Below are 13,302 nucleotides of genomic sequence, written 5' to 3' on the forward strand. Positions count from 1 at the left end.
GCCCCTGCCGCTCCAGGACCTCATAGCGCTGCTGCTCGGTCATGCCGCCGGTACCAAGGTTCCGCTGAACACCTGCCAGGCGAGCAAGGACTTGGCCACCAGGCTGAGGGTGATGTAGACGCTTTCACCGAACAGGTAGTCAGACCAGCGGCCCACCTGCTTGTACTGCAGGAACTGGTTGAGGGCGAAGACGTTGAAGAACAGGAACAGTGAGATGACGATCCCGTAGACGAACGCGGGAGGTTCGGACGGTGACGCGGCTCCGGGCGCGACGATGAAGAACGCGATGATCAGCCATGGCACGATGCCGACGATGCATCCGAAGACGAACGGCAGCCATCCGCCACCGGGTTGTTCGTAGTTCTCCTGCAGCCAGCCGAAGAAGATCATCCCGGCGTTCGTCGCGAAGATCGCCGCCAGCGCGGCAACGTCCGAGACACCGGTGATCTGAGCGATGACGACGATCATCATCGAGGAGGTGAGCGCGTACTCCACCCAGCGGGCCCGGTTTCGGTTGCGCGCAAGATCAGCGGCATAGCCGCGGTGCCAGACCGTGGCCACGATGAGCAGCGCAAGTCCCGAAAGCGCGAGGAAACTCGCCACGGCAAGTCCGATGGGCGAGTTCAGCAAGGTCACCGGATCGCCGAGAGGAGTTCCCGGTGGTCCCTCCATGTAGCTGGCCGTGATGGGCAGCGTGAAGTCGTTGGACAACAGATAGACCGCCACTGCCTGTACGACCAGGACGATCCCGACGATGATGTTGTAGCGGCGAAGCTTGGCCAGGCGACCGGGCTCGACGGGGGCAGTGGTCACGGCGAGATCATCCTCAGGTGGGTCAGTTGACGCTTACCCTTCGACAGTAAGCCCCAGCCACTGCGTCCGCTCAGTGGGCTGGAGGGCCTTGCTGCTGCTCCACGCCCACCGCGTTCCGCCCGTGCTCAGCCCGTTTCTCTCAGCCGTCGCCCTTGACAGCGCAGACCTTCCCCGGTCCTCGCTTACCCACCGACCATCGCCCGGTCCATCTGCTCGTGCGCATGTCCTCCGCCTTCGCCGTCACACGAACGGTCACGGTGATGTCCGCCTGGCACACAACCCGAACGGTGGCCCGGCGGCTGGTGACCGCCTTGGCGCACAGTGCATTCGCCTGGTCGCCGTTGACGCGACAGGTGACGCGGATCGTGATGTCTCCAGACGAGCGCACGTGCTTCAGCAGAGTGGTTCGCTCACCTGGTGGGATCGCCCCCGGCGCGGCAGGGATGATCACGATCGGCGTCTGTGGTTCGCCTGGATCGGGAGGTGCAGTGGTGGGACTGGCTGTCGGGGACGCTGAATCGGTTGGTGTCGCGGTCGCGGTCGGCGAAGTGGAGCCGCTCGGTGTGGGAGTCGGGGGACCCGAGTCTGTCGGCGTGGGTGTCGCCGTCGGAGATCCCGAGTTCGTCGGTGTGGGGATCGGCGTCGGCGTCGGTTTCGGCATGGGTGTCTGCGGGAGGCAGCCCAGCCGCCACACGCGCTTGCCCCGCGCACTCCAGTTCAGCCCATCGTGCACGTCCGGGATCGGGGGAATGATGTCTCCCCAGGTGCCCTTGGCCATGCCCTCACGCCAGACGGGGCCGGTGTGCTCGAGGTAGTGATCGCCCTTGCCCTCTCCGTCGACGGCCGACGGCGCGACGGTGATCTGCTGGTACGGATTCGAAGCCGAACTCGCTGCATGACAGATCGTGACCTTGCCCTCCGGCTGGGCACCTGACGTGGTGCCGCTCACCGACACGGCGAGTATCAGGGTGACGCACATCGCCACGACGGAGGCGATGGTGCGCGGGACTCGTGAAGCCTCCCCGACGGTTCGGGCACAGCGGCCCTCCATTCGGTCGTGGCCGCAACGACACATGCGGTTCGCTGGTCAGCCTATCTGCGCCGCAGACTCCTGCGGCGCTGCAGTTGTGGCGGCCCGGCCGCGGGTCAGTCGTGGGTCAAGCTGTCGATGCAGACGGTGATTGCAAGAATCAGCCCGGCATCGCCCCCGGGCGCGATCTCCACACCTGCGTGCAGGTGTCGCGTACGCGGAACCACTTCTTGGACACCGTCGCCACGGTATTGCCGTCCTGCTCGATCTCGTACTCGTGGTCGACGAGGTTGCCGTGGGCACTCGAGCTCCGGGCCCGCCGTCGACCTCGATCTGTGAAGCGGTCTCGCAAACCCGACCAGCGCCTTCTTGACGGTGGCGTGGTGCCGCCCGGGCGTTCGATCTCCATGGTGTCGCGCACCCGCAGCTTGCGCTCGTGGATCTTGGCGACGTCGCTGGCCGCCGGCGTCCTCGGAGCACGAAGGTGTCTGACGCACCCGCACCGCCTTGCCGTCGACCTTGTAGGCGCGCTGGCCGTTCTCGTCCTCGATCCAGTAGTCGTCGCCGATCGACATCAGCTTCTGGCGCATCTGGAAGCGCTGAGGGGGGAGGGCCGTGGTCTGCCCCGCAATCGATCACGAAGTCCCATGGTCTGCCTTCTCTCTGGCGCGTTTGGAGCCGACGGGGATGCGCCGGACATGTCCACGACGACTATCCACTGTCCCGTGGCCGCTGTCATCCGCAGTGGTGTTGGCGTGACAGTCACGTGCGAGTTCGTTCTGTCGCTGTCCCTGGCGTCTGGGGCCGTTGCTCCAGCACGATCGACTCGATGCCCTGCGCGCCACCGAGGCGATCACGGGCCTTGGTCGGGCTGGGGTCCCGCGCGTTGTCGTGGTTCAGCCGGTTCCCGTGATGCGGCATACGACGCGAGGCGTGGGCTGGGGACGCCAGGTACGGGTCCAAGTGGTTCGGATGGCGCCGGGCTTCTTCGCAGTGATCGTGGCGTGGATCGTCAGGCGCGTGTTGCAGCTGGGGGTGGCGGTGATGCGAACCCTCTTCTTGGCCACGGCGGTGGACTGCATCGACGCGGTGTCCGGTGAGGTGACCGTCGTGCCGCACAGCTTCTTCTGGATCCGCTGGGGCAGACGCCGACCGTCCAGTTCGCACCACGCCTTGGTGCGCGTGATCTGTCCGTCGGAGCGGACCTTCTTCACCAGCACCGACCGCTCGCCGAGCGGCAGCCGGGTGGCCTGCGGGGTACCCGTGACTTTCAGGACGGTGTCAGGTTTGGGGGTGGCGGTGCCGGTCAGTTCCACGGCTTCGCCGGTTCCGGTGCCGCCGGGGTAGGTGATCATCAGCGATGCGTTGCTCAGCGGGCCGGCGGCCGAAGGAGTCCAGGACAAGGACACAGTGCAGGTCCCGTCGGGGGCGATGCGGGTTCCGACCACACACGTACCGCCGGTGACCGTGACACCTGAGCCGATCGCGGTGATGGCGGTGGGTCGCACCGAGCCTTCACCGGTGTTCGTCACCTTCACAGTCAACCGCGTGGCCGACCCGACCTGCCCGGCTGGGAAGGCGCCGGAGTTGAACGTCACCGGCCCCCGATCCGGACTGATCCGGGTGACCGAATTCGCGCCGTAGTTGGCGGTGAAGACGTTGCCGTCGGCGTCGAGCGCGAGCCAGCCGGGGCTGGTGCCGGTGGTGCCGCCGAATTGGGCGGTGGTGGTGCCGTCGGCGCTGATCTTGGTGACGGAGTCCGAGCCGTAGTTGACGGTGTAGACGTTCCCCTGGGCGTCGACCGCGATCCCGTCGGGAAGGTGGCCGGTGGTGCCGCCGAACTGGGCGGTGGTGGTGCCGTCGGCGCTGATGCGGGTGACCGTGTCCGAGCCGACATTGGCGACGTAGGCGTTGCCCTGGGCGTCGACCGCGATCCCATTGGGGTAGTCGCCGGTGGTGCCGCCGAACTGGGTGGTCGTGGCGCCGTCGGCGCTGATCTTCGTGACGGAGTTCGAGCCGTTGTTGGCGGTGTAGACGTTGCCCTTGGTGTCGAGGGCGATCCGGACGGGGTAGTCGCCCGTGGTGCCGCCGAATTGGGCGGTGGTGGTGCCGTCGGCGCTGATGCGGGTGACGGTGTTCGAGCCGGTGTTTCCGGTGTAGACGTTACCGTCAGCGTCGACCGCGATCCCGCCGGGACCAGAGCCGGTGGTGCCGCCGAATTGGGCGGTGGTGGTGCCGTCGGCGCTGATGCGGGTGACAGTGTCCGCGTCGGAGTTGGCGGTGTAGACGTTGCCCTTGGTGTCGACCGCGATCCCGTAGGGTTCGGCTCCGGTGGTTCCGCCGAATTGGGCGGTGGTGGTGCCGTCGGCGCTGATGCGGGTGACGGTGTTCGAGCCGTTGTTGGCTGTGTAGATGTTGCCTTCAGCGTCGAGGGCGATTCCGACAGGTTGGAGACCGGTCGAGCCGCCGAACGGGTTCGTGGTGACCGCTGCCTGAGCTGGAGAAGACCAGATACCCATCGCGGTGATCAGCACCGCAGTCGCAGTCCCCAGTGTCAGCTGTCTGTTCGTGGACATCGCGGCCTCCGTGGCACCGGTGGCGCCACCCACTGAACGCGTCGGCGCCCCACATCAAGTAGATCAGGCGGCCGAGAGCCCTCCGCCTCACCCCGACCGAAGTCCCGATGCTGCTTTGTGCGCCACTCGGGAATGCGCAGGGCGGTCGGACCATGAACCAGCGCAGCGGCCGCGCTACTCACGATCTTGTCGGCGCGGCGATGGATGGGGTGAGGGAGTTACCGCGGACGTCCGCGACTCCGGCTCTCCCGAAGGATCACGCCTCGGGCAGCGCATACCCGGTTGCGGGCGTATGTGTCCTCACCCGTTGCTGGTGTCCCGACCGGGAAAGCAAACGTTCGAGGACTTCCCACTCGGGACGCTAGTGCGCGCGCCTGATCTTCCAGATCTTGGTGACACTCATGCCCTCGTCCGCGGGCGGTCGGATGTATCCGGTGACGCGCACTTTGATGGCGCCCGCGCGCAACGCCGCCCTTGCCTTGCTCCCCATGGCGCAGGAGAGCTTGTAGGTGCCGGCCGAGTCGATGTCCTTGCCCTTGCGACAGGTAAGCCATGCGCCCTTGGCGTTCATCGCAGGGCTGCTGACGACCTTCAGTCTGATCCTCCCCTGTGGAGATGCGGTCACCTTGGTGCGGAACTTCACGTCGGAGCCGGACCACGGTGCCCCCACGTGCGGGGCCGGCGACTCAGGCCTGTTTGGCAACCGTCGCTACTGGCTTAGCGGGCCGGTTCGACGCACCGCTTCGCCGGCGCCCCCGAGACCGACCAGGAGCGGTTCCAGGTGCGCGGGTTGTACTTCTGGGCCTGCTTCTCGGTTGGTTGGGCAGTCACCCGCAGCGTCACCGTGACCTGGGGGATCGAGCAGTGCGGCGTGACCGTGACCCGGTGTGACCGACGCGCGATGGAAGCGGCGCAGACCGAGGCAGCCTGAGGACGGCTTCCCATCATGCAGCTCACGTGGGCATGGACGCGGGCTTTGCCCTTGGCCTCCGCGCGGGAAATCAACCGGGTAGCAGTCCCCGCCGATAGGTCGGCGGAGGCCTTGCGGGCGCCGGTGACCGTCAGCGGCACGCCTGGCTTATGTCCCCGGTTCCTGGCGAACCGCATGCGGACCTTCGCCCTGGCCTGTCCGTTGTTTCCCGTGACCCTCACCTTGGCGACATGCTTGCCGGACACCTTGGGCTTGCCGGTGAGCACGCCGGTTCCGGGATCGATACGCAGCCCCCTGGGCAGGTTCCGCGCCGTGTAGCGCAGAGAGCCGGTCAGGCCACTGGTCTGCGGCACCACGGGATCGATTCTCTGGTGCTGTTGGCCGCGCACCGTCGGGTACGCCAGGCGCTTGGGCAACGGCGATCCGGTGATCCTGGCCGAGAACGTGGTGGTCGCCGTCCCCTCGGCCCCCGTGACCGTTACCGTCACCGAACTGCTGCCCGGGGTGGTCGGGGTTCCCGACACCACGCCGGTCCCGCTGTCCAGGGTCAGGCCGTCCGGGAGACCGGACCCCGTGAAGGCCAGGGACCCAGTCAGCCCGGCGGTGTATGGCGTGAGCGGGACGAGCGGACTGCCCGCCACGCCCTGCGCGTTCGGGTAGGCCACGTACGGCACGACCGGGCCGGACGTGATCTCGAGGGAGACCGTCGTGGTGGCCGTTCCCTGGACAGCCACCGCGGTCACCGTCGGTGTGAAGGTGCCCACCTGCGACGGCGTCCCGGAGATGACTCCCGTCGCGCGGTTGACAGAGAGCCCAGCCGGCAACCCGACTGCTGTCACCGATACCGGGGGGCTCATCCCGGTGACCTGGGGGGTCAGTGGGGTCATCGCCCGTCCGGCCTGAGCCTTCGCGCGGGGGTAGCCGATGGTCGGTGTCACCGATGACTTGACGACCGTGATGGTCAACTCGGTGCTGTAGTCGTCCTCGTTGGGGTCGGTCGCCGTGACGGTCACGCTGCTCTTACCCTCACGAGCCGGGACCCCGCTGATCTCGCCGGAATCCGGGTCGATGGCCAGGCCCGCCGGCAGACCGGACGCCGCGAATGTCGGGTCGAGGATGCCGCGGGAGATCGGGTTCAGCGGCTGCAACGGGACGCCCACGGCCCCGAGTCCGTCCGGGTAGGCCAGGTAGGGGTCCAGCCCGGTGGTCTTGAACTGCTTCTTGTCCCAACTGGTGCCCCAGGTGAAGTCGTCGGGGTTCACATACTGCGCCAACACCTGATTGGCGCCGGGGCTGACGTCGCTCGTCGTGAACTGCGCCCGGCCGTTGACCAGGGGTACACTCGCGGCCCCTCCCTTGATCGTCCAGAAGAAGTTCACGTCGCCCTCGATGTCGTCGGGGATCTCGCCGGTCTTGGCGCTGACCACCTTGACGTCGAAGGTGAAGTCATCTCCCCACGTCGCCGACTGGGGAGACACGGTGAGGACGGTCCTGGTGAGACCCTTCACGATGTCGAACACCAAAGGTTCCTCGGCTGCGTATTCCCGGTAGTTGGCGTCCCCGCTGTAGTAGTAGAGGATCCCGTAGGACCGGGGTTCCAGCGGGATGGGTGGGTCGTTGAAATCCATCTCGGCGAACCCCTCGGCGTTCAGCGGCAAGTTGAACTCCCACAGGTCCTCCGATCCACGGAGGGGTCGGATCTTCACGTTGACCGTCCCCGTGGGTGTCGGGTCGCCTTCCCGGGGCTGGGCCTGGACCACCTGGAATGCGAGGTGGACCGGGTCGTCGGGCGTGTACACGATTTCCGGTGGGGTGGCCCGGATTCCGGCTCCGAGCCGGTTGACTGTGGTGGTGCGCACGACCGGTTCGGCGGGGTCGAACTGGGCATTGCCGGGCTGTCTCGCCGTCACCTGGCAAGTGCCGGCCTTGACGGCCGTCAGGTAGGGGGCCTGCCAAGTGCAGACGTCGGGGGTGTCCACGGTCACGGTCACGGGCAGCCCGGACGACGCGGTCGGCTCGACAACCTGGTAGTCGTTGATCTCGAAGTCGAACAGGTCCTCGAATGAGATCTGCTGGGGAGTCCCGGCCCGCGCTCCGGGCGGCACCCCGAACAACGTCAGTGCGATCACGACGAGTCCGGTTACCAAGCCGGCCCAATGTGAGTGGCCCGATCGAACTGGCTGAGACACGATGCGCCTCCTTCCCCCCTATAGATCAGTCTAGGCTGGCACGATCCCTGGATTGAACTTCGGGAGATCGGCGCGGATTGTGAGACTGGCGCTTCGACGTTGGGCCCACCCACTGGCGAAGGACGGAGAGACCTGGCCTCAGGACGCGTGGGTCATTTCAGGCCGATATCGATACGACGGACCGATGTGCAGCACGGGGCTCTGCTGATCTATCAGGGCCACCACGGCCATTCCGCATCCTCTCAAGGTATCCGAGCTTCCCTTACCAAGCCGTGCCCCGACCGTTGGGTGCGGACTCCATGGCGGAAGCGCCGCCCCGTCTCACCTTGTGTGTCGTGACGGGCGCCAGCAGTTGAGCAGCGCGCAGAAAGGCGTTTGACTACACGACAAATGGTCGGCCCTGTCACCAGTAGCGGAGGGGGGCGGTCTAGGGCCTTGATCTGGCGATCAACTCGCCGCCCACATCACCCACCCGTGGCGGTGAGTGATGATGCCCCGGTCTCTCGCGATCCTGCATCCAGCGCACGGCCGTGCGCCGTGGTGCATCAAGTCAAGGTGCCCGCGAAACCTGGTCCGTGCATCAGATAGGAATGCCCGCGAAGCAGGCTCCGGTCAGGAGGCTTTGACGCGGATGCCTTTGCGGACGTCGGGCAGGGCGCTGGGGATCGAAGCGAGGTAGAGCTGCTCGGTTTTGTCCTTGGCCAGTTTGAGCAGGACGGTTTGGAGGTCGGCGATTTCGCGGGCGAGTTTGGCGGGGTTCAGCGAGTCCCGGTGGGCGAGCAGATCGGCGGTTTGGGCTGGTGCCAGCACCCCAGCGGCCAGCAGCCGGTCCAGTGGCGTGGTGGGGGCGTCGTAGTGGCGGCGGCGCTGCCCGTTGCGGTTCTCGCCCCAGCCGACCGGTTTCTTGGTGGGGGTCAGGTAGTTGAACCGGTCGTTGTACCTGTTCCGCGTCTGACTTCGTGACACTTTTCTGGTGTTTTCCTAACCAACATTTCGGTGCCGTCGACTGTGGAGTTGGAGGATGTCATGGTGTCGATGTCACAGGGGTCCGAGCAGGGCCGGGGTAAGCGGAGGCGTCGGATTTTGTCGCCGTCGGAGAAGTACGAGATCTGGGTGCAGCTGCTGCGCGGGGAGGCCTCGATGGCTGAGGCTGCCGCGGCTCATCAGGTGGACCGTTCGGTGATCGCGAAGTTGCGTCAAGTGGCCCGTGAGGGGGCCTTGTCGGCGTTGGCCGCGTCGCGGCCCGGGACCCCACGTGATCGGGCGCGGGATCTGGAGTTGGAGGCGGTGCGCGCGGAGAACGCGCGGATGGCTGAGGCCATCAAGGAGATGGCGATCAAGTTGACGCTGGCCGAGGGAAAAGACAGCTGGGGTTAAGTGGCCCGATCCCAGCACGGGTATCTGAGGCCACGAAAGCGGCGTTGTTGGGCCTGGTCGCTGATGCCCAGCGGCAGGGCTGGACCGCGGCGGCGGCGTGCACCTATCTGGACCTGCCGACCCGGCGTTACCAGCGGTGGCGCACCCGAGCGGTCGCCGGTTCGCTGGCGGACCGCCGCCCCGGCGGGCACCCGGTGCATGGGCTGCTGGCCGACGAACACGCCGCGATCGTGGCGGTGTTCGACCAGTGGGCCGACATCGACCGCTCGCACCGCAAACTGGCTCACCGCGGCTCATATACCGGCCAGTTCTGGGCGTCACCATCGACGGTTCGCCGCGTTCTGGCCTTATCCGGCAAGCGTTTCCGCCCCCAGCGCGGCGGCGGCGCCGGCGCGAAGCGGCCGGTACCGAACTGGGTGTCGTGGCAGCCAAACAGAATCTGGATTTACGACACGACGCACTTCACCCGCGCGCAAATGGCGTGTGTGGCTGTGCTCGACGTCGTGTCCAGGAAGTGGATCGCCACCGTGGTCTCCGCCGAAGAAACCTCAGTGCAGGTCAAGCTGTGTTTCGAACGAGCCATGGCCGCTGAAGGCTTGGACCTCGTCCTCGATCAACGCGCTGCTGAGCGCGCCGCCGGGGTGCACGGGCCCTACCTGCCGATCCTGCTGGCCATGAGCGATAACGGCCCCCAGATGACATCGAGCGACACCGCGCAGTTCATGGCCGTCAGCGCGATCGCCCAGCATTTCGGGCGACCCGGCACCCCCACCGACCAGGCCTGGGTGGAGTCCCACTTCGGCCACGTCAAAGGTGAACACCCCCACCTAGCCGTGATCCGAGACCCCGCCACCTTGCGCGCTGAACTCGACGTCGTGCGCACCCACCACAACACCGTGCGCCTGCACGAAGCGATCGGCTACGTCACCCCCGACGACGAACACGAAGGCCGAGGAGAAACCATCCGCCAAGCCCGCCGCGACGGGATGAGACAAGCCCGACTGCGCCGGATTGCATCGCGCCAAAACGACCGCCAGAATCAAGCTGCCAAGGGGCGCCGCGATGGTGGTTAGACAACCAGCAGAAAGCGACATTAAGTCAGACACGCCTCAACCAGGCGCCACAGCCGGTTTAGGGCCTTGCGTTCGGCGTCGGTGTCGTAGCGGTAGTAGAACCCGTACTTGCGCACCAGGTGGTTGTTCTTGGACTCGATGGTGGCCTGGTCGTTCTTCTTGTAGGGCCGCGACCGGGTGAAGAAGATCTCCCGATCCGCCGCCCAGCTGATCACGGCCTTGTTCAAGAACTCGCTGCCATTATCGAAGTCCAGGCCGGTGATCAGGAACGGCACCTCGTCCGCGGCGGCGTTCAGCGCGGACACGATGTGGCCGTGGGCGTTGTTGCGCACGGTGCGGGTGAACACCCACCCGGTGTGCACACAGGTCAGGTTCACGGTGCGCGCGAACTCGCCTTTCAGTGTCGGCCCGCAGTGCGCGACAGTGTCGCCTTCGAAGAACCCCGGCTCGGCCTCGACCTCGTCGCCGGCCTTGCGGACCTTGATCGACGACCGCAGCAACGGTGACGGCTTCGTGGTGGCCACGCCGCGGATCTGGTCGGATGCTTTCACCGGCGCGAGGTAGCGGTCGATCGATGCACTGCTCATCGCCAGCAACTCCTCGCGCACCGCGGCGCTGTACCGGTCGGTATCGACGACGAGTTCTCCGTGGCGTTCCAGCAGGTCCAGTTGGATGCGCATCGACGCGGCCAGGTAGCGCCCGCACTGCCCGCCGGACGCTGCCCATACCCGCTGCAGCACCCGGATCGCGTCGTAGGAGTACTTCGGTGACCTCACCTTGCGCGGCCGGGCCGCGACCTGGCGCCCCGCACCGGGCTTGGTCTTGGCGGCCGCCACCAACCGGCGTCGGGCGTTGTCCCGCGACCACCCCGTCACCTGCACCACTTGATCGAGAACCCGGCCCTTATCGGCCTTGCCGGCCTTCACGTACGCCTTGGCGTACCGCGTCGTGATCTCTGCGCGCGAGGACATCGAAAGCTCACTTCCCATGCCCATCCAGGGTCACCGTTTCGCGGGCATTCCCATCTGATGCACCGACGGCGTTTCGCGGGCAGTTCTCGTGATGCTCGTCGTGCGCTTGCGTGCGCGGTACTTCTCACCGAGGATCGGCGGGAACCGGTCTGGCACCCACCTGACGATCCACGCCACGATCACCGCGAAGAAGCCCGGCGCGACCCGGACCCGCACCTGGCGCCCCCGGAGCGCCCCCGCGTCGCATCGCGCATCGCGGGAACCGGCTGAACCACGACGACGCACGGCACCCTAGCCCTTAGGGATTACGGGTTGGGGTGACACTTGGGGCTTGCGCCTCCGTGGAGGTGTGGGCCACGAGTGGGAGTCTCTGGATTGTTCAACGATCTAGAGATGGAGCCCGCTCGTGACCCACGAAGACATTGTGTATGACCGTCGTGTCCGTTTGATTCAGTACGCCGCCGCGTGCGGCAACGTGTCGCATGCCTGCCGGGTGTTTGGGGTGTCGCGCAAGACGTACTACCAGTGGATCAACACCGCCAGCCGGTACGGCACGTCGGGGTTGCTGCCCAAGGACCGCCGCAGGCCACATCAGCCCAATGCGATGAGCCCCGAGGAGGTGTCGACCATCCTCGCCGAAGCCATCGCGCGGCCCACGCTGGGTCCGAAGAGCCTGCTGCGCCACCTCGCGGCCCGTGGCGTGCACCGCTCCGCGTCCGGGGTGGCCAAGGTGCTGCGCCGCCACCGGCTGGGCACCGCGAAACAGCGGGTCGCGGCGTTGGCGTCACTGACCGCCGCCGAGGCCGGGCAGGTCACCGACGCCGCCGCCGAAGGCCCGTTCGGGTTTTGCCTATACGCCACCAAGCCCGGGCAGGTGGTGTCGCTGGACACGTTCTACGTCGGCCGGCTCAAAGGTGTCGGAGCGGTGTGGCAGCTGACCGCGGTCGATGTGGCCACCCGCCACGCCGTCGTGCAGATCATCGTCGGAGACAAGACCGCCGCCGTCGCTGCGGCGTTTCTGACCGACCTGAAACGGGCGCTGCGCCGCGTGGGAGTCACCATGACCGGCGTGCTGACGGACAACGGCCCCGAGTTCGTCGGACGAGCGTTCCAAGACCGCGCCGCGGCCATGGGCTTGACGCACCACCGCATCCCGCCGCGGTCTCCGAATCACAACTCCGTGTGTGAACGCTTCCACGGCACCGTGCTGCGCGAGTTCTACCGGCCCCACTTCCACCGCGGCCGCGTCGACGACACCGCACTGCTCGACAAGTCCCTGCAGACCTGGATCCACGACTACAACAACCACCGCCCCAACCACGGGGACTACATGCGCGGACGAACCCCACGCCAAGTCCGCCTGGACCTGACCCGCCGACTACGCAAGACTGCCGCCTGACAGCGAAACCATCGCCGTCCCAGAGACACCCAACTGTCACCCCGACCCGTGCGCCGGAAGCCCTAGCCCTGGTGGTAGTGCCGCGCATGTTTCCCACGGTCATCGAGTCCTCAGCGAGCGGGGCCAACTCTCATGGGGTCTCCCAGTCACCAACGATGGACGTCCGAGGATAGTGCCACCCCGCACCCAGAGGACTACACCTCAGGCAGCGCATACCCGGTGTTGGCGTGACAGTCATATCCATGCGGGTTCTTATGCAGGTACTGCTGATGCTCGGCCTCGGCGTAGTAGAAGTCGCGACCCGCGGCCGGGGCGAGTTCCGTCGTGATCGGATCAAGACCATTACCCGTCAGGATCGCCTGGTATTGCTGCGCGGTCGCGCGGGCGAGTTCCTCTTGGGCGGGAGTTGTCCAATACAGCGCTGATCGATACTGCGTGCCGACGTCGTTCCCCTGGCGATAACCCTGGGTGGGATCGTGGTTCTCCCAGAACACCTTCAGGATGTCGAAGAACGGAACCTGCTTGGGGTCGTAGACCACGAGAACCGACTCGGCGTGACCGGTTCGACCGGTGCAAACCTCGGAGTAGGTCGGGTTGGGGGTGTAGCCGCCCTGGTACCCGACTGCTGTCGTGTACACGCCGGGCAGTCGCCACAGGCGCCGCTCAGCGCCCCAGAAACAACCCATGCCCACGTAGACCTTCTCGAGATCAGCGGGGAAGCCGTTGGGACATTCCAGCGGGGTCCCGAGCACTGCATGGGTCGCCGGTATGTCGAACGGACGCTGGGCGCGCCCGGGAAGGGATTGTTCCGGTGTGATCATCGAGGGGGACAGGCGCTGGCTGAAGAGGTGCACTGCGCAATTGTCCACCCGAGTGGGATTTTGCGCATCTGGTCGAGGCCCCGGAGAGTTGAGCGGCGCCGTGCTCAGTGGGGGGCTGGTTC

The 13,302-nt window shown here is 66.6% G+C and carries 13 protein-coding genes; 3 read left to right on the forward strand and 10 right to left on the reverse strand.

The annotated features are described in order from the left end of the window. Positions 1–39: 39 nt before the first annotated feature. The 7 genes from heR to V9E98_11055 form a co-directional block, all read right to left on the reverse strand. Positions 40–813, reverse strand: a complete 774-nt coding sequence (gene heR, locus V9E98_11025) for a heliorhodopsin HeR (GenBank protein MEI2717510.1) — start codon at positions 811–813, stop codon at positions 40–42. A 139-nt stretch (positions 814–952) separates the two neighbouring features. Then, positions 953–1,798, reverse strand: coding sequence for a hypothetical protein (locus V9E98_11030; GenBank protein ID MEI2717511.1), 846 nt, complete (start codon positions 1,796–1,798; stop codon positions 953–955). A 161-nt stretch (positions 1,799–1,959) separates the two neighbouring features. Next, positions 1,960–2,433, reverse strand: coding sequence for a hypothetical protein (locus V9E98_11035; GenBank protein MEI2717512.1), 474 nt, complete (start codon positions 2,431–2,433; stop codon positions 1,960–1,962). Positions 2,434–2,739: 306 nt separating this feature from the next. Beyond that, a complete protein-coding gene (locus tag V9E98_11040; protein ID MEI2717513.1) occupies positions 2,740–4,419 on the reverse strand; it encodes an SBBP repeat-containing protein in 1,680 nt (559 codons plus the stop codon). Positions 4,420–4,780: 361 nt separating this feature from the next. After that, positions 4,781–5,062: a hypothetical protein gene (locus V9E98_11045; protein ID MEI2717514.1), complete on the reverse strand. Its 282-nt coding sequence runs from the start codon at positions 5,060–5,062 to the stop codon at positions 4,781–4,783. 74 nt (positions 5,063–5,136) lie between these two features. Then, on the reverse strand, positions 5,137–7,539 hold the full coding sequence (locus V9E98_11050; protein ID MEI2717515.1) for a putative Ig domain-containing protein: 2,403 nt from the start codon (positions 7,537–7,539) through the stop codon (positions 5,137–5,139). A 612-nt stretch (positions 7,540–8,151) separates the two neighbouring features. Beyond that, the gene (locus V9E98_11055; protein MEI2717516.1) at positions 8,152–8,505 is read right to left on the reverse strand and encodes a hypothetical protein; all 354 of its coding nucleotides are present in this window, start codon (positions 8,503–8,505) and stop codon (positions 8,152–8,154) included. A 30-nt stretch (positions 8,506–8,535) separates the two neighbouring features. On the opposite strand from V9E98_11055, the gene V9E98_11060 reads away from it, so the two are divergent. Continuing rightward, a complete protein-coding gene (locus V9E98_11060) occupies positions 8,536–8,916 on the forward strand; it encodes a hypothetical protein (protein MEI2717517.1) in 381 nt (126 codons plus the stop codon). A 47-nt stretch (positions 8,917–8,963) separates the two neighbouring features. Continuing rightward, a complete protein-coding gene (locus V9E98_11065) occupies positions 8,964–9,989 on the forward strand; it encodes a DDE-type integrase/transposase/recombinase (protein ID MEI2717518.1) in 1,026 nt (341 codons plus the stop codon). 20 nt (positions 9,990–10,009) lie between these two features. Here V9E98_11065 and V9E98_11070 read toward each other — a convergent pair whose 3' ends face one another. Together V9E98_11070 and V9E98_11075 are read right to left on the reverse strand one after the other, a co-directional pair. After that, a complete protein-coding gene (locus V9E98_11070; protein MEI2717519.1) occupies positions 10,010–10,960 on the reverse strand; it encodes a transposase family protein in 951 nt (316 codons plus the stop codon). A 30-nt stretch (positions 10,961–10,990) separates the two neighbouring features. After that, positions 10,991–11,245 (reverse strand): hypothetical protein, encoded by a 255-nt coding sequence (locus V9E98_11075; GenBank protein ID MEI2717520.1) that lies wholly within the window; start codon positions 11,243–11,245, stop codon positions 10,991–10,993. Between the two features lie 121 nt (positions 11,246–11,366). Here V9E98_11075 and V9E98_11080 point away from each other — a divergent pair, with 121 nt between their 5' ends. After that, the gene (locus V9E98_11080; GenBank protein ID MEI2717521.1) at positions 11,367–12,359 is read left to right on the forward strand and encodes a helix-turn-helix domain-containing protein; all 993 of its coding nucleotides are present in this window, start codon (positions 11,367–11,369) and stop codon (positions 12,357–12,359) included. A gap of 194 nt (positions 12,360–12,553) precedes the next feature. Here the strand turns inward: V9E98_11080 and msrA are convergent, their stop codons facing one another. Beyond that, on the reverse strand, positions 12,554–13,213 hold the full coding sequence (gene msrA / locus V9E98_11085; GenBank protein ID MEI2717522.1) for a peptide-methionine (S)-S-oxide reductase MsrA: 660 nt from the start codon (positions 13,211–13,213) through the stop codon (positions 12,554–12,556). Positions 13,214–13,302: the final 89 nt, after the last annotated feature.

Source organism: Candidatus Nanopelagicales bacterium (assembly GCA_037045355.1).
In the GTDB taxonomy this organism is placed as follows: domain Bacteria; phylum Actinomycetota; class Actinomycetes; order S36-B12.

Excerpts from the sequence above, each read along its gene's own strand:
- V9E98_11035 (MEI2717512.1), bottom strand. The coding sequence starts at position 2,433 with ATGCGCCAGAAGCTGATGTCGATCGGCGACGACTACTGGATCGAGGAC.
- V9E98_11040 (MEI2717513.1), bottom strand. The coding sequence starts at position 4,419 with ATGTCCACGAACAGACAGCTGACACTGGGGACTGCGACTGCGGTGCTG.
- V9E98_11070 (MEI2717519.1), bottom strand. The coding sequence starts at position 10,960 with ATGTCCTCGCGCGCAGAGATCACGACGCGGTACGCCAAGGCGTACGTG.